Below are 17,415 nucleotides of genomic sequence, written 5' to 3' on the forward strand. Positions count from 1 at the left end.
GATGTAACCAGTACTAGTTACATTGCCGATACTTTACTATATAGCTAATCTATTAGAGTTAGAATCGCGATGAGCCATTTCTAAAAAAAAGCTGCCTATAACGATTTATATTGTTTATCAAAAACACTCCGAAAATATTTGCGGTTATATTCAATTGCAGCATTATTCGGAACATAAGAAGCTGCTAATTCATTGTAATAATAAGCTTTATCTTGCTCACCTAACTTGCTATAACAAATACACATTTGTAAATAAGGAAGCCATGTATAGCTCGCTGGGCTATGAAACGGACTCTCCGTCGCCATTGGTACTTCCGTTGCAAGTTTAAACCAAAATATCGCTTCGTTATACTTTTGCTGTTCCATATATATATATCCTATTCTTGTACAATTCTCTCCTCTAGGAACATCATATCGAAACGACTTCACGCAAGATTCAATTGCCTTTTCCCATGATCCAAGCTTTGCATAGCAATCTCCTAATTTACCACATGCATAAATTTTCTCTTCATACCAACCTTCGTCCTGATTAAGAAATGTTTCATATAGTAGAACTGCATCATCATATTTTTGATTATCCATAGATTCATTCGCGTAATAAAACAAATCTCTCGGGCTCAATTCTTCTCCAGCTGCTACAGCATCTTGAAAAATTTTTAAATTGCGGTTCGTTACTTTCTTTTCTTTTTTATGCGTAATCGCAACATTACTATTAAAAATCTCACCAAAAATAGCTAAATACTCATGCACCTTTCCAAACCATTGAAATTGTTTTTCACGCTTTACAAGCCGATATCTTTTTGTACAGTATAAAGGTTTACCATTAGAATCCATTACAAGATGATAAGGCATCGAAACAGCATCCACATTAGGATCTAATTCTCTTTTTAATAAGTTCAATGCCTCTTGAGCATCTTCTAATAACACATCATCAGCATCTAACCATAATATATATTCTTGCGTTGCTTTCGAAAAAGAAAAATTTCTAGCTGCCGCAAAATCATTAATCCACGGAAAGTCATATATGTTAGAGGTATATTGAGCTACAATTTCTTTCGTTCGATCAATGGAACCTGTATCCACTATAATAATTTCATCAACAATTTTTTCTACTGAGTCTAAACATCGACCGATTGTATCTTCCTCATCTCGAACAATCATACATAAACTAATTGTAATTCCTTGCTTGTTCAACATAATCACCCTCTTCCAAATCAATCATATGTTATACATACAATAAACTTTCCATTTTTTTAACTTGCACAAGCAGTTTAAGATTTCTTTTCAATAATTCAAATGTCCGTGTCATTTTCTTCCGGTTTTGCATCTACTATATAATGAACGCTTTATGGAGGTGAATTTATGTCAAATAATAATTATTCAGATGGATTAAATCCCGATGAATCTTTATCAGCTAGTGCATTTGACCCTAATCTTGTAGGACCAACATTACCACCAATACCGCCGTTTACCCTTCCTACCGGACCAACGGGACCGACTGGACCAACTGGGCCAACTGCACCAACTGGGCCGACTGCACCAACAGGACCGACTGGGCCGACTGGGCCGACTGGACCAACTGGGCCGACTGGGCCGACTGGACCAACTGGGCCGACTGGTGCGACTAGTGCGACTGGTGCGACTGGTGCGACTGGTGCGACTGGTGCGACTGGTGCGACTGGTGCGACCGGACCGACTGGGCCAACGGGACCGACTGGTGCGACTGGCGCTACTAGTGCTACTGGGCCAACTGGTACTACTGGGCCGACTGGTACTACTGGACCGACTGGGCCGACTGGACCTTCTGGATTAGGACTTCCAGCAGGGTTGTATGCCTTTAACTCAGCTACAGTTTCTTTAGCTCTTGGCGTTAACGATCCAGTACCATTTAATACTGTTGGATCTCAGTTTGGTACAGCAATTTCTCAAATGGATCCTGATACTTTCGTAATTAGTGAGACTGGGTTCTATAAAATTACTGTTATTGCTTATACAGCGGCAGTAGGTTTATTAGGAAGTCTTGCAATTCAAGTTAATGGTAATACTGTACCAGGTACAGGCACGAGCTTAATTTCACTTGGAGCTCCTATCGTTATCCAAGCCATTACACAAATTACGACAACTCCATCACTCGTTGAAGCAATTGTTACAGGAATTGGATTATCACTAGCTCTTGGTACAAGTGCATCAATTATTATTGAGAAAATCGCTTAATTTTGTACTTAGCAGTAAGACTGATATTAGTCTTACTGCTTTTTCATTTGTAAATTCAATCATTAAATCTCTCTTTTCTACATAGTCATAATGTTGTATGACATTCCGCAGGAGGCACTTATATGGAAAATAAATCAGCTGTTCAGCTTTATCTTGAATTATTAAAGAAAACAATTTTATTTGAAATATGGTTAGAGTACGAACCATATTTACCTGCTTCGTTACATATATCTAAAGAGCTATCATATGAACCAGTTACTGTTCCGCTTCCTTTATTTCTTAAGCAGTACGTAGAAAATCACAATTTAAAAATCGTTGACCCTAACGTTTCAGAAAGTGAGCGTCAAGGTGGCAAAGATTGGCCAAGGGCAGCACATAGTATGATTGGCCGAAAACGTATGAATCAATTACACGAAGCTATGGAAACTGTTGTCCGTGAAAATATAGAAGGTGATTTTATTGAAACTGGTGTATGGCGCGGAGGATCGTGCATTTTTATGAATGGTTTTTTACAAGCAAACAACATTACAGATCGTACTGTGTGGGTTGCCGATTCGTTTGAAGGTCTACCAGCACCTAACTTAGAACAATACCCGAAAGATTACGGTGATTATTTGCATACATTCGATTACTTACGGGTTTCTTTAGAAACAGTGCAAGAGAACTTTAGAAAATATGATTTATTAAATGATCAAGTGAAATTTTTAAAGGGTTGGTTTAAAGATACATTGCCTTCAGCACCGGTAGAAAAAATTGCAATTGCTCGTCTTGATGGCGATATGTATGAATCAACGATGGATAGTCTTGTAAACCTATACGATAAAGTGTCAACAGGTGGCTTTATTATTATTGATGACTACGGATTAGTAACATGCGCAGAAGCTGTAACAGATTTCAGAAATGAAAGAAACTTACAAGCTCCTATTACTAAAATTGATGATTTTGGTATTTATTGGCGAAAAGAATAGAATACAAGTTTATTTTTTTGAGAGGAACTTTACACTACTTATTCATAAGAACCAATTGTGTAAAGTTCCCCTCACTATAACTGATGAACTTATATACAATAGAAATCCCCTACTTTACTATAAGGACGGAGTGAATGTATGAGCGAAAATGAGAAAAAATTCACATTAATTCCACCTCCAGAACTCGTTCAATATGTAGGTGGTGACTTTGAAGAAGTTGGAAAAGAGTTTATGCAGTATTTTATTGAAATTGGAAATGTAAAACCAAATGAAACAGTGTTAGATATAGGTTGCGGTATTGGCCGGATGGCGGTTCCATTAATGGAGTATTTAAGCGATGATGGTACTTATTATGGATTTGACTTATTCAATAAGGGAATTACATGGTGCAAAAACAACATTTCAACACGACGTAACAATTTCCATTTTGAACATGTCGATATATATAATCAATTCTATAATCCTGATGGAAAAGAAGATGCTTCCCAATACAAGTTTCCATATGAAGATGAATCATTTGATTTTATTTTTTTAACGTCTATATTTACCCACCTCCTTCCGAAAGAATTGGAACATTACTTAAGTGAAATTTCTCGAGTTTTAAAAAAGGATGGGAGATGTTTTATTACTTTCTTTTTAATTAATCCTGAATCTTCCTATTACTTAAATGCAGGACTAAGTCCGTTAGGTTTTTACCATCAAATTGACAATTGTTATGTTCTAAATAAAGATATCCCGAATTTCGCAGTTGCCTATCTTGAGAAAGATATTCTTACCCTATTAAATAAGTATGGACTAGAAATACAGACTCCCCCCCATTATGGCTCATGGTGTGGCAGAACTGAACATACAAGTTATCAAGATATGATTCTTACACAGAAAATTTCTGAAAGGTAGTTGTATATGAATAATATAAAAAATCTGCCGCTCGTTTCCATCCTTATTCCCACCTATAATCGACCACATTATTTTAAAATTGCTCTAGAAAGTGCATTAGCACAAACGTATTCCAATATTGAAATCATTGTAGGAGACGATAGTACAAATAATGAAACAGAAAAATTAATATACAGAGATTATTTACATAAGCATAAACATATAACGTACATTCGAAACCCCTCTACTTTAGGACAATTTCATAACGCCCTTATGCTTTTAGAACAATCAAATGGAGAGTACATAAATTTCTTAATGGACGATGATATATTTTATAATAATAAAATTGAAAAAATGATGTTTTATTTCCAAAAAGACTTAGATCAAAATCTCGCGCTTATTACATCTTATCGGACTTGGATTAATGATGATGGAGAGATTATTGAACAACATCCCTCCATGAAAAGGTTATATGATGAAGATACTCTACTAAACGGGACAGATTTTGGAAACCATATGCTTATATTGGGACAAAACATTATTGGTGAACCTACGACTGTACTCTTTCGAAAACATCTATTAGCAGAACCTTTCGGCACTTTAAATGGTAGAAAATATGGTTGTAGTGTTGATATGGCCTCTTGGATCAGTTTACTGTCAAAAGGTGATGCGATGTATATAACGGAGCCCTTAAGTTCATTCCGCCTTCATACGGGACAGCAAGTACATCACAAATTCCTTGAAGGCTGTGAAGATTTTTCACATCTCGTTTTAACCTCCAAAAAATATGGTTTCTTACAAGATAGCACCCATTATAAATCGAGTCTGTTAAAAGCTTGTGAATGGCACGATGATGCTGCGAATTTTTACCGATTATTCCCAGATCTCATTCCAACTTCCGATACACATGCCCGTCTCTCCCATTGTTTAAATATCATTACAAAAGAACTCCGTGCCATATAGTCCATCACACGGTAGGCACTACTCCTTCCGTGTGATGTATGACTTCCCACAAATAGTGGAATAAATGTATGCATAGTCTGCTTGTATATTATTTTTATCATGACATGATCCATATACTTACTAGGCGATAGAAAGGAATACACACATTGAAAGATTCAAATTCTCAATATCAAATAGACTACGTATTGCTATTCATTTTATTTGCCATTGGGATTGTTAGTTGTTTTGCAATTGCAAGTGCACAAGCCTCTTTACCACCATTTTTACAACATGTAAATTTTGTATTAAAGCAAATCCAGTGGTACTTCATTGGATTCATAGCCATTGGTATCATTATGATTATCGATTTCGATCGTTATCAAAAAATTGCTTGGTATTTATATAGCTTTGCATTGGTACTACTTATTGGACTAGAATTTCAAGTACCAGGTGCCGTTACAATTAAAGGTGCGACCGCTTGGTACAGGCTCCCAGGCATCGGAAATTTCCAACCTTCCGAAATTATGAAATTGTTTTTAATTATCGTCATCGGACGAATTATAGCTAATCATAATGAGAAATATTTTTACCGAACAATACAAGACGATTTTCTATTACTCGGAAAAATATGCGCAACAAGTTTGCCGCCACTACTACTTATTGCAAAAGAACCTGATTTAGGAAACACAATGGTAATTTCAGCTATGCTCGCAGCAATGATATTAGTTTCTGGTATACGTTGGCGTTTTATTTTCGGGTTAGTTTCTGGTATTTTTGCAGTTGGCGTTACATTAACCTATATTTTTTTTACTCATACAAAATTCTTTAAAGCACACATTTTACAAGAATATCAACTAAATCGCTTCTATGGCTGGTTAGCGCCATACAAATATGATGCGCAAGGCTATCAATTAAGACAAGCGTTCTTAGCTACTGGATCAGGAGAAATGCAAGGAAAAGGTTGGGAAAATGGACAAGTATACTTTCCAGAACCACATACAGATTTTATTTTCACTAATGTCGCTGAGCAATTCGGATTTTTAGGCGCAAGCGTCATTATTGCGCTTTTTTTCCTACTTATTTTCCGCATGATTCATATCGCTATAGAAAGTAATGACCCTTTCGGCAGTTACATCTGCGCTGGTACAATCGGAATGTTTACTTTTCAAGTATTTCAAAATATCGGGATGACAATCGGATTACTACCTATTACAGGCATCACACTACCCCTTATGAGCTACGGAGGAAGCTCCTTACTCACATACATGATAGCGATTGGATTTGTTTTAAACGTCCGCTCAAGAACGAAAATCTTTATGTTCAACTGAAGCACAAAAACGGTATATTTTTATCTCTATCCTTTTTTAGATATACTAATGAAAAATATGATGGAGGTTTAAATATGAAATATGACATTATAGGGGATATTCATGGATGCTTCCAAGAATTTCAAGATTTAACGAAAAAACTCGGATATAACTGGAATAGTGACTTACCGATTCACCCTGATCAACGCAAGCTTGCTTTTGTTGGCGATATCACAGATCGCGGTCCTCATTCATTACGTATGATTGAAATTGTATGGGAACTTGTCATAAATAAAAAAGTAGCGTATTACGCTCCGGGAAATCACTGCAATAAACTATACCGATTTTTCCTTGGACGTAATGTGACAATCGCTCATGGACTCGAAACAACTGTTGCCGAATATGAAACACTACCTTCTCATCAACAAAACATGATAAAAGAAAAATTCATCACACTTTACGAGCAATCCCCTTTATATCATGTACTCGATGAAAAAAGGTTAATTGTGTGTCACGCCGGCATTCGGCAAGATTACATAGGAAGAAAAGATAAAAAAGTACAAACCTTTGTATTATACGGCGATATTACAGGAGAAAAACATGCTGACGGTTCACCTGTCCGTCGCGACTGGGCGAAGGAGTATAAAGGAACATCTTGGGTTGTATATGGACATACACCCGTAAAAGAACCTCGCTTTGTAAATCATACAGTCAATATTGACACTGGTGCTGTATTTGGTGGCAAACTAACTGGACTACGTTATCCTGAAATGGAGATTGTTTCCGTTCCTTCCTCCCTGCCTTTTGTCCCTGAGAAATTCCGCCCAATTTCATAACTCATATGTAAGGATTACCGTATCTTTTAGGCGTCTCTCATATAAAGTGAAACTTTAATCAGCCCTCACCAATCCCACTTTAATGGGCAGCCCGCCCATTAAAGTGAGATAAAAATTGGGTAAAGTCATTAAAAAAAGATGCAATAAAGTGCATCTTTTTTTAATGACACGGCATATACTGTCGCAGGAGGTGACAGAATGAAGAAAAAATCTTCTAAACAAAAAAGAAAATGCCCGCCTTTTTATCTGCCCATGTACGGAATTAACAACTGGTGCAGCATTCGAGCTGCAGCTGTAGAAGAACTGGAAGAACAAGAGGCTTCCACAAAAAACAAAGATAGACCAAAATATGTCTCATTACAGAATGCTGTAATGAGCCGCATAATTGATAATAGAAAAGCAAAGATGCAGCAAAAAAATAAACCTCTCTCTACTCATATTGAACAGATTGTGCCTTCTGAGCAAGTAGAGAAGAATATAGAAGAAAACAGCCCTGTAGCAATAAATAAAAAAGCGGAAGCAGAAATTCCAGCTGCTATTATAAATCAAGTAAAAAAAATTAAAGAAGCATTAGTACCATCAGGTGATATACAAACAGAAAAAACGATTATCATTCAGACCCCTACATCTGAAAATAAAAAAGTAAAAAAAGATGGGCGGTATGCATATGCAGAGGGTCTTCACTCTCATGCAGAGGGTACAGCTTCACATGCAGAAGGACTTCTGACACATGCAAAAGGTTCTTTCTCTCATGCAGAAGGATCAAAAACGACAGCAACTGGACATAGTTCCCATAGTGAAGGGAGTGAAACGACAGCAGGTGGCTCCTATTCTCATGCGGAAGGTAAACATACAATCGCTTTAGGCGAAGCAGCACATGCAGAAGGAACCGCGACTATCGCTAACGGATTCTCTTCTCATGCGGAAGGTAATCATACATCAACAGCTCATTTTGCAGGTAGCCATATTATGGGGCGCTTCGGCACAGCAGATGAATCTTATTCTTGGTTTATTGCAAACGGCACAAATGAAACCGATCATAATATCGGTGCAAAGTGGCTTGCTCATAATGGAGAAATGTACATTGAGGGCGCTTCTTACAATGCAAGCGGAACCGATTTTGCGCAAATGTTTGAAACAGTAGACAATACTTTTATTGATGTAGGTTATTTCGTTACATTTAGTAGCGAAGAAAAAATTCGAATCGCTACTTCAAACGATTCATTCATCTTAGGAATATCTAGTGCCACCCCCGCTCTTATAGGAAATAGCGGTGCTTTAAGTTGGCAAAAACGCTATAAAACAGATAGCTTCGGAAAACGTCAATATGTACGTACGGAATCGCAAGACATACAACCTCTTTTAAATACAGAATGGGATCCAGCTTGCAAATATATAGCAAGAAAAGACCGTAACGAGTGGCTTCCTGTCGGATTAATTGGACAAATGTTAGTACGTGATGATGGTACTTGCGAAACGCATGGATATTGTCGTCCAAATAACGATGGCATTGCTACAAAATCTGAAAGTGGCTTTTTCGTTATAAAGCGCACGGGCGACAATCAAATTTTAATATTATTCCGCTAAGAAAAAGGGAACAAAACTCTTCATTACATAAGAATTTTGTTCCCTTTTTAAATATGTCTTAATATCGCTTGCATATCGCTTGGAATCGGTGTAGTGAAAGACATTTCTTTCTCTAAAATAGGATGATAAAACGTCAAGGATGTACTGTGAAGCGCTTGTCGTTTCATTTCATCTCTTTTTCCACCATATAAATTATCGCCAAGTAACGGATGTCCTATGTACGCCATATGCACACGAATTTGATGCGTTCTCCCTGTATCGAGCTCAAGTGATACGTGCGTCTTATGATTGACGCTATCGATCACTCTAAAATGAGTAATGGCTCTTTGCCCCTCCTCACAAACGGTTCGCTCAATAATGCTATCCGATTTTCGTCCAATCGGTGCGTCAATCGTTCCTTCTCTTTCTACCATCTCACCGTGAACAATCGCTTCATACGTTCTTTTCACAGCTTTTTGTTGATGCTGTTTCGATAAAAGATGATGTACGAAACGATTTTTTGCAATAAGCATAAGCCCTGAAGTATCACGATCTAACCTCGTTACGATGTGCACCGTACTTGTAAGATGTCGCTTATCATAATGAGATAAGAGCGCATTCGCAACACTTCCTGCCGGATGTTCTCTAGACGGGATCGTTGACATGTTTGCCTCTTTGTTTATGACAAGAACTGCATCATCTTCATATACGATACATAAAGGAATATCTTCAGCAATCATCCCTTCACTTCTTTCCTCTACTGGAAAAAAGACACGTAATTCTTCACCAGCTTGCAACTGATGACGAACGCTCGCATGTTGACCATTTACTTCTATAGATCCGCCATGAAACTTTATATCCGTTAATGCGGCTTTGGAGATTCCTTTTGTTTTTAAAAATTCTCTAACTAAAGTTCCTTCCTCAGCCGAGTCTATATCCCATTTCAATGTAAATCTGTTCAAATATATAAACCCTTTCTATTTATCTGCAACAAACGAGTCACGAACTCGTTTCCAGAACGGAAATGGACGGAAACGAACGAATCGTACTTTCTCATTTGCCACGCGATACTGAATTGATTTCACATCTTGATGAACCATCGTTAAATGGTCCACCGTAATTTGTAAGTTCATTCCTGCAGTCGGCTTCAGCACGCATGTATGATGTTTCGGCAATACGAGCGGCGAACCTACCGTACGAAACACCCGGTTATTAATAGATGCCATTTCCGCAATTTGAATCGCTTCAATAGAAGGGTGAATAATTGCTCCGCCAAGCGCCTTATTATACGCAGTACTTCCCGAAGGAGTAGAAATACAAAGGCCATCCCCGCGGAACGTTTCAAAGTACTCTCCGCGTATTTCCACTTCTGTTACTAATGTACCTTCTGCACTTTTTACAGTTGCTTCATTCATCGCTAAATACTGCGACTCTTTACTCCCATTCACATAGCGAATAATCACTTCTAAAAGCGGATATTCCACCACTTGGAATGGTGTTTTAGCAATTGCAATTACTAATTTCTCTACTTCTGTCGGTAACCAATCTGCATAGAAACCTAAATGCCCTGTATGTACACCAACAAATGCTGTTTCATCCAATCGATTATAATAACGATGAAACGCATATAAAAGCGTTCCATCTCCCCCAACAGAAATTACAATATCGGGTTCCTTTTCATCCATTATAAATCCAAAATCTAGCAAGTATTCTTTCATCGTGCTTGCCAGTGCATCTGATGATTGATCTCCCTTTGACATAATTGTAAATTTCATCGCCCAACACCCTTTAGTTTATGATTCGGAATCTTTCGTTTCTTGCTTTCTTGAAAAAGCTTTCTGCGCTTCTTGAATTTCAAGACGGATAGAAGACATTTCTTCATCTAATAAAAATGCTGCTTCCGCTGCACGTTGCAAGCGTATTTTAATATCTTCAGGAAAACGTCCACTATATTTATAATTTAAAGAATGCTCAATTGTTGCCCAAAAGTTCATTGCTAGCGTACGTATTTGGATTTCTACCAATACTTTTTGTTCACCTTGAATCGTTTGAACTGGGTAACTAATGACAACGTGATAAGAACGATAACCGCTATCTTTCTTCTGCGTGACGTAATCACGTTCTTCCACGATTTCAAAGTCATTTCGTTTTCGAAGATATTCTACAACAGGCTTAATCTCATCAACAAATTGACACATCATTCGAAGGCCCGCGATATCTTGCATATCTTCTCTTAGCCTGTCTAACGGTACATTTCTCTTCTCCGCTTTATCAATAATACTTGCAACCGACTTTACCCTTCCTGTTACAAACTCAATTGGAGAATGCTCTGTTAACATTGCAAATTGAGTACGCATTCCTTTTAGTTTCACTTTCAGCTCTGCCACCGCTTGGTGGTAAGGTGCTAAAAATTCTTCCCAATTTCGATTCATTTCAACCACCACCAAAATCAATCCATTTGCTTATAGAAATACTTTTTCTACAGCAGTTACTAGTTCTTCTCCGTAATTTGCATTACCTTCAATATTTTCAACTAAATATTCTACTTCTTCTTTTAAACCTTCTAATTCCATTTCAATGTCATTCACGCGAACGAACATAACCACGTCGTTATTCATCGCTTCATGCATTGCTTCCCAGCATGTATGCGGAATGCTTACATAAATGAAAGATGATTCGTTTTCTAAAATATATAAAAATGATAAATTATCTGAGTCTACAAGTACGTGATTACGCGCACTTAACTCCTTTACCTCTATTTCACTATTTTCCGCACAAAAAATAAGAGCATTCTCTCTCTTTTCTACGCTCTTAACTTGGATTTTATTTTGCATGCTCTAACTCCTCCATCTCAACTTCCTGTCTTACTTAACAGTATTATTGTATCATAACATGGACGCAAACAAATAAAACATTGAACCAAATTTGTGAAAAAGCGATAATGTGTAAAGAATTATTTTTCAAAAGGAGCGCGCATACAATGACACAAGAAATTGAAATTGAATTTAAAAATATTGTTACAGAAGAAGAATTCAATACATTATGTAAATCATTCTCTATTGAAGGATTTACGAAACAGGTGAATCACTACTTTGAAACACCGAGCTTCTCATTAAAAGAAGCTGGCTCTGCACTTCGTATTCGTCATAAAGGAGAAACTTATACATTAACATTAAAACAACCTGCAGAAGTCGGCTTGTTAGAAACGCATCAAGTTATAACAGCAGATGAAGCAAGATTGATGATGGAAACAAATACAATTATTCAAGGCGCTGTAGTAGATCAACTACACACATTACAAATTCCTGTTTCTGCTTTAACTTATATGGGTAGTTTAACAACTGAAAGAGCCGAAACACTATTTGAAGGCGGAACGCTTGTCTTTGATCATAGTTTCTATTACAATCACGATGATTATGAAATTGAATTTGAAGTGCAAGATGAAGAAGCAGGCAAAGCTGCCTTTATTCATTTGTTAAAGCAACACGACATACCAATCCGTCATACAAATAATAAAGTAAAACGCTTTTTCCTTGCCAAACAAAACAAAGCACGCTAAAGTGAAAATTCCACTAGTGAATACGTTCTACTAGTGGATACATCTCACTTTTTGAAAAAGAAAAGATTCTTTTACATCTGTAGAATAAGCAAAGAACGTTATGAAGGCGGTTTATTTGCCCTCCCTAACATTCCATTGCTACAATAGATATACATTTCATGGAAAAAGGAGTTTAAAAGGATGAGCAAGCAACCGATGACACCATTTGAAGCAATTGGCGGTGAACAATGCATTGCAATATTAGTAGACACATTTTATTCCTATGTCAGTAAACACCCTGACCTATCTCCCATCTTCCCGGATGATTTAACAGAAACAGCTAGGAAGCAGAAGCAATTTTTAACACAATATTTAGGTGGTCCTAATTTGTACACGGAAGAACATGGTCATCCTATGTTAAGAGCACGCCATCTCCCGTTTGAGATTACTCCAAAACGAGCAGAGGCTTGGCTATCGTGCATGGAGCAAGCAATGGATGACACAGGAGTGCACGGTCATATAAGAGAGTTCGTTTTTGAACGTTTAGCATTAACTGCTCAGCATATGGTTAATACTCCAGACGAAACAGGTGAAATATAATGGATAAACAGGAAGCAAAGCATATCAATATGCCATCTCCTTCCGCATGTGAGCATAAGTCTGTAGAAGCATATTTATTTATTGATCCACTTTGTAAAGATTGCTGGGAAATTGAGCCCTTTATTATTAAACTATGGCTTGAATACGGGAAATACTTCTCTATTCGTCATATCGTAACAGGAAAAGTGGACGGAACGAACGCTTCCTCACACAAATGGAATAAACCTGCTAATATTCGATTTGTGTGGGAAAAGACAACAAGTTTACAAGGTTTTTCATGTGATGGAAAGGTACATATGCAAGAAGCATCGTCAACACCATATTTAGTTTCGATGGCAATTAAAGCAGCGGAGTTGCAGGGCCGAAAAGCAGGTTCGAAGTTTTTGCGAAAACTCCAAGAATACATTTTCCTTGAAAATGTATCAAATCCTGACTGCGAATTATTACTTGCATGCGCAAAAGATAGCAATATTGATGTAGAAGAATTCAAAAAAGACCTATATTCCGCTAGCGCAAAAAAGGCTTTCCAATGTGACTTAAAATTCACAAATGAGATGCATATTACAGAAATACCTTCTCTCGTATTCTTTCATGCAAATTCAGATGAAGAAGGTATTAAAATCGCTGGAACGTATTCCTACGACGTCTACGTACAATTATTGAAAGAACTTGTAAAATGTGAAATCGAGCCAGAGCCATTACCACCTTTAGAAGTATTACTGGAAGCGACACAATTTATCTCTTCAAAAGAAGTAGCATTTATATATGACTGCTCGAAGCAAGAAATTGAACGTGAACTAAAAAAATTACAACTGAAACGAAAAGTACAAATGATTGACGTAAAATGTGAGCGTTATTGGAAATGGATAGCAAAAGAAAAAGACCTGGTGTAAACACCAGGTCTTTTTCTTTACGGCTTATAAAAATATTAAAGGGGATGGGAGAAATTTTCACGTTCAAACAAAGGGGTATATGTTTGTATGTGAATTCGTTCACGCTTATTATATTACAAGATTCGACGTCAGATGACAACCCCTTTTGTCGAATTTCACACTTTTGTCACATTCTAAACGTTTTCATTTTTGAATAAGCTATAAAAAAGCTATTTTGGAGGTGTTTTGTATGAAAAAAACGTATATTTTACTTATCATTCTAGCTATCATTGTTTCTTTTTTCTTGTACATCCTCTCCCTACTACAAGCTTTTCCTAAAATGATTGCCTTTCCTCTTTTATTTGGAGTCATTGTCATCGCTCTCTCTTATTTCAACCATAAAAAACGATTTAAAGGGTTTTAATGAACTGTAAAACTGCCTTCTAGTTTAGAAAAAAGAAGACAATTCGATTTATTTTCTCGACAAATATCGACAAAATGACATTAAGAAAAAGACGAGGCAAATTCCTCGTCTTTTCTATTACCTCTCTTCAAATAATAATGCTTCTAATTCATTTAATTTCTCTTCAAATACTTGCAATGCTTCTTTTACCGGTTCTGGAGATGCCATATCTACTCCAGCTTTTTTCAGCACTTCAATTGGGTAATCTGAGCTTCCTGCTTTTAAGAACTCATTAATGTAACGTTCTACTGCTGGTTGCCCTTCTTCTAAAATTTGTTTAGATAGAGCCGTTGCTGCACTAAATCCTGTTGCGTATTGGTATACGTAATAATTGTAGTAGAAGTGCGGAATACGAGACCACTCTAAACCAATTTCTTCATCAATTACTAAAGCATCACCGAAATATTTCTTATTTAAATCATAGTAGATCTCCGTTAGCATGTCTGGTGTTACCGCATGCCCCTCTTGTACTTTCTTATGAATAATATGCTCAAACTCTGCGAACATCGTTTGACGGAATACAGTACCACGGAATCCTTCTAAATAATGATTTAATAAGTATAGACGCTCTTTCTTATCTTCTGTCGTTTTTAATAAATAATCGTTTAGAAGCGCCTCATTACAAGTTGATGCTACTTCCGCAACAAAGATTGAATAATCCCCGTATACGTGCGGCTGCGTTTTTCTTGTGTAGTAACTATGGACAGAATGGCCAAATTCATGAGCAAGTGTAAATAAATTATTTACATTATCATGCCAGTTCATTAAAATATAAGGATTTGTTCCATAGGCACCAGATGAATATGCTCCGCTTCGTTTTCCTTTATTCTCATACACATCTACCCAGCGATTTTCATATGCTTCTTTCAAAATATCAACATACTCATCACCAAGTACATGTAAAGACTTTAATAACATGTCTTGCGCTTCTTCATACTTCACATTCATTTTCACTTCTGGTACAAGTGGTGTATATAAATCATACATATGAAGCTCATCAAGCCCTAGTGCTCGCTTACGAATATCAATGTAACGATGTAGCAAGTGTAAATTGTCATTTACAGATTGAACAAGTTGATCATACACCGCTTCAGGAATATTATTATTACTTAATGCTGCTTGACGTGCAGAGTCATATTTACGAACGCGTGCATTAAAGTTATTACGCTTCACAGCTCCGCTTAACGTACTTGCAAATGTGTTCTTATATTTCCCGTACGTTTCATATACAGCTTTGAATGCATCTTCACGCACACGACGATCATCACTTTCTAAAAACTGAATGTAACGGCCATGTGTAATTTCTACTTCTTCTCCATCCTCACCTTTAATAGATGGGAATTTCAAATCCGCATTATTCAACATACCAAATGTATTACTTGACGCACTCATTACTTCAGATGCTTCTGCTAATAAAGCCTCTTCCGCTTCAGATAATACGTGAGGGCGTTGACGCGTAATTTCTTCTAACGCATGTTCATATACACTTAAGTCTCTATTTTCTTTCAAGAATGTTTGCAATGTATCTTCTGAAATCGATAAAATTTCAGGCACAATATATGCTGTGCTACTAGATACTTGTGAATATAAATTTGTCGCGCGGTCATTTAACGCTTGATACACAGAGTTTGTTGTATCTTGATCGTAACGCATATGTGCATATGTATATAACTTACCTAATCGCATTGAAATTTCATCTTCATATTGCAATGCTTCAAGTAAATTGTTCGCAGAGTCACCAAGTTTCCCTTTAAATTCAGTTAACTTCGGTAATAGCTCTTTAATAGCTTGGAATTCTTGTTCCCATTCTGCATCTGTTTGGAAAATATCTTCTAATCGCCACGTACTTGATTCTTCAATTTCGTTACGATCCGGTAATGTTTTTGCTGTGTTTTGTTCAGACATGCTTTAAGCCCTCCTTTAAATATCTCTACTTACATACAATTCGATTTTTCTTATGTAATTCCTTCACGATCAGTCTTTATTATATCCGCTTTTCCTTCTCTCATGTTGTACTTTGCCTCAAATAAAGATAAGGCATACGCTAAACTCCTTTCATCATATTTCATAACTTCCTCCTCTGTTTTTAACATGGATATCCCCCGTATTTTCCGGTACTTATAAGCCCCTACTCTCTGCAAGACACCTGCATAACATAAAAATGTCATATATTCAGTAACTGCCACTTTCCATATATGCTGTGAAAAGTACGGGAGCATACGCCTTTTCGTATACTTTTTTATATAACTACACACGTACTTGAGGGAAATACAATCCCCTACCGCAAGCTCACCTATACACTTCATATATAAAAAAGCTTGCCATATAAATGAATTTGTTTGAAAAGCAAATGAGGACGGGAGTGGCACACCAATTTCAGAAGGGAAATTTGCTGGGATACATTTACATTGATATAAGAGGCGTAATAGTGACTTATCATTATAATTCAAGATGGGCAAAGCGTTTTGACGAAAATAATCCTTTCGCTTCTTCCATTCTCGGTTTAATACTTCCCTTTGGAAAGGAACAGGAGAAAAGAGCATTTCAAAAGTAGTCGTTTCAATTGGTAAATATATAATATGTGAAAAAGCAATGCTTGTAGAAAATGATGTAATAAACGTGCATTTCATAAATGATTTTTGTTTCGAACAGAAGAAAATAAGAAGTGGCTGAGGATAAGATTGTAAGGAGAAAGCCATAATTGAGGAGAATTTCATCCAGTATGCAGAGTGCTTTTTCAATTGATTTCCACCAATAATCCAAATGACTTGTATACCAGCTTTCCAATACGAATAGGTTCGTTTGCAGAGCTGCTCTATAGAAAGATTGGCACATTGATATTCAATCGCAATTTTTCTCCCTGCTCTCTCTATAAAAATATCTGGTCGTTGCTGAATCTCTGGTAGATAATGCTCTATCTCTACATGAACATTTTGACGTTTGAACCACCGATATAACAATTCTTTACCGTACATATGATATGTAGATTCTGCTTCATAAAAGGCTAAACATGAATCTACTTTCTTATGAGCAAAATGCCACCTTTTTTGTTTTCCTAATCTCATTAGTACTTCCTTCCCGCAAGCTATGCAAAAGAAACTTTCCCTTTTACGCATATGGTGTAAAAGCTCTTCATCATGATGATCGAGTAAATGAATTTTTTCTCCGTTTTCTCTTTTTGCGATAAATATTGGAATCACACCCTTTCAGCTCCTTATATTCTACAATTTATTA

Annotated in this window: 18 protein-coding genes; 11 read left to right on the plus strand and 7 right to left on the minus strand. The window is 36.7% G+C overall.

The window, feature by feature from the left end; translation table 11 throughout:
- Positions 1-95 precede the first annotated feature (95 nt).
- Positions 96-1,196 carry a glycosyltransferase gene (locus tag ACTFNE_RS16995; protein ID WP_000932905.1) on the minus strand — a complete coding sequence of 367 codons (1,101 nt, stop codon included), beginning with the start codon at positions 1,194-1,196 and terminating at the stop codon, positions 96-98.
- A 165-nt stretch (positions 1,197-1,361) separates the two neighbouring features.
- On the opposite strand from ACTFNE_RS16995, the gene ACTFNE_RS17000 reads away from it, so the two are divergent.
- From ACTFNE_RS17000 to ACTFNE_RS17030, 7 genes are all read left to right on the plus strand, one after another.
- Complete coding sequence (locus ACTFNE_RS17000; protein ID WP_270706026.1) at positions 1,362-2,213, plus strand: BclA C-terminal domain-containing protein; 852 nt, start codon at positions 1,362-1,364, stop codon at positions 2,211-2,213.
- A 122-nt stretch (positions 2,214-2,335) separates the two neighbouring features.
- The gene (locus tag ACTFNE_RS17005) at positions 2,336-3,181 is read left to right on the plus strand and encodes a TylF/MycF family methyltransferase (RefSeq protein ID WP_046198588.1); all 846 of its coding nucleotides are present in this window, start codon (positions 2,336-2,338) and stop codon (positions 3,179-3,181) included.
- Between the two features lie 138 nt (positions 3,182-3,319).
- On the plus strand, positions 3,320-4,078 hold the full coding sequence (locus ACTFNE_RS17010) for a class I SAM-dependent methyltransferase (RefSeq protein WP_046198589.1): 759 nt from the start codon (positions 3,320-3,322) through the stop codon (positions 4,076-4,078).
- Positions 4,079-4,084: 6 nt separating this feature from the next.
- Positions 4,085-5,020, plus strand: coding sequence for a glycosyltransferase family 2 protein (locus ACTFNE_RS17015; protein WP_270706025.1), 936 nt, complete (start codon positions 4,085-4,087; stop codon positions 5,018-5,020).
- Positions 5,021-5,166: 146 nt separating this feature from the next.
- On the plus strand, positions 5,167-6,327 hold the full coding sequence (locus ACTFNE_RS17020; protein WP_046198591.1) for an FtsW/RodA/SpoVE family cell cycle protein: 1,161 nt from the start codon (positions 5,167-5,169) through the stop codon (positions 6,325-6,327).
- Between the two features lie 74 nt (positions 6,328-6,401).
- The gene (gene prpE, locus ACTFNE_RS17025) at positions 6,402-7,142 is read left to right on the plus strand and encodes a bis(5'-nucleosyl)-tetraphosphatase PrpE (RefSeq protein WP_270706024.1); all 741 of its coding nucleotides are present in this window, start codon (positions 6,402-6,404) and stop codon (positions 7,140-7,142) included.
- Positions 7,143-7,340: 198 nt separating this feature from the next.
- Positions 7,341-8,729: a peptidase G2 autoproteolytic cleavage domain-containing protein gene (locus ACTFNE_RS17030; protein WP_270706023.1), complete on the plus strand. Its 1,389-nt coding sequence runs from the start codon at positions 7,341-7,343 to the stop codon at positions 8,727-8,729.
- Between the two features lie 47 nt (positions 8,730-8,776).
- On the opposite strand, the gene ACTFNE_RS17035 is transcribed toward ACTFNE_RS17030, so the two are convergent.
- Genes ACTFNE_RS17035 through ACTFNE_RS17050 form a run of 4 tightly spaced genes read right to left on the minus strand, consistent with a single transcriptional unit; the run spans position 8,777 to position 11,542 of the window.
- Positions 8,777-9,670, minus strand: coding sequence for an RluA family pseudouridine synthase (locus ACTFNE_RS17035; RefSeq protein WP_046198594.1), 894 nt, complete (start codon positions 9,668-9,670; stop codon positions 8,777-8,779).
- Between the two features lie 15 nt (positions 9,671-9,685).
- Positions 9,686-10,483 carry an NAD kinase gene (locus ACTFNE_RS17040; RefSeq protein ID WP_000673184.1) on the minus strand — a complete coding sequence of 266 codons (798 nt, stop codon included), beginning with the start codon at positions 10,481-10,483 and terminating at the stop codon, positions 9,686-9,688.
- A gap of 18 nt (positions 10,484-10,501) precedes the next feature.
- Complete coding sequence (locus tag ACTFNE_RS17045; protein WP_001081482.1) at positions 10,502-11,140, minus strand: GTP pyrophosphokinase; 639 nt, start codon at positions 11,138-11,140, stop codon at positions 10,502-10,504.
- Positions 11,141-11,170: 30 nt separating this feature from the next.
- Entirely contained in the window at positions 11,171-11,542 is a 372-nt protein-coding gene (locus tag ACTFNE_RS17050) for a hypothetical protein (RefSeq protein ID WP_001180003.1), read from the minus strand.
- Between the two features lie 146 nt (positions 11,543-11,688).
- Here ACTFNE_RS17050 and ACTFNE_RS17055 point away from each other — a divergent pair, with 146 nt between their 5' ends.
- The 4 genes from ACTFNE_RS17055 (at position 11,689) to ACTFNE_RS17070 (ending at position 14,142) form a co-directional block, all read left to right on the plus strand.
- Complete coding sequence (locus tag ACTFNE_RS17055) at positions 11,689-12,267, plus strand: CYTH domain-containing protein (RefSeq protein ID WP_000191110.1); 579 nt, start codon at positions 11,689-11,691, stop codon at positions 12,265-12,267.
- A gap of 180 nt (positions 12,268-12,447) precedes the next feature.
- Positions 12,448-12,846: a globin domain-containing protein gene (locus ACTFNE_RS17060; RefSeq protein WP_000043380.1), complete on the plus strand. Its 399-nt coding sequence runs from the start codon at positions 12,448-12,450 to the stop codon at positions 12,844-12,846.
- Positions 12,846-13,739 carry a ClpXP adapter SpxH family protein gene (locus ACTFNE_RS17065; protein ID WP_000360652.1) on the plus strand — a complete coding sequence of 298 codons (894 nt, stop codon included), beginning with the start codon at positions 12,846-12,848 and terminating at the stop codon, positions 13,737-13,739. Before ACTFNE_RS17060 ends, ACTFNE_RS17065 begins: the two co-directional genes overlap by 1 nt.
- A gap of 229 nt (positions 13,740-13,968) precedes the next feature.
- On the plus strand, positions 13,969-14,142 hold the full coding sequence (locus ACTFNE_RS17070; RefSeq protein ID WP_000754592.1) for a hypothetical protein: 174 nt from the start codon (positions 13,969-13,971) through the stop codon (positions 14,140-14,142).
- 117 nt (positions 14,143-14,259) lie between these two features.
- Here ACTFNE_RS17070 and pepF read toward each other — a convergent pair whose 3' ends face one another.
- The gene (gene pepF, locus ACTFNE_RS17075) at positions 14,260-16,086 is read right to left on the minus strand and encodes an oligoendopeptidase F (protein WP_270706022.1); all 1,827 of its coding nucleotides are present in this window, start codon (positions 16,084-16,086) and stop codon (positions 14,260-14,262) included.
- A 50-nt stretch (positions 16,087-16,136) separates the two neighbouring features.
- On the minus strand, positions 16,137-17,381 hold the full coding sequence (locus tag ACTFNE_RS17080) for a competence protein CoiA (protein WP_046198597.1): 1,245 nt from the start codon (positions 17,379-17,381) through the stop codon (positions 16,137-16,139).
- Positions 17,382-17,415 lie beyond the last annotated feature (34 nt).

Origin of the sequence: Bacillus cereus group sp. MYBKT111-2 (assembly GCF_051915205.1) — a bacterium.
Classification (GTDB): domain Bacteria; phylum Bacillota; class Bacilli; order Bacillales; family Bacillaceae_G; genus Bacillus_A; species Bacillus_A paranthracis.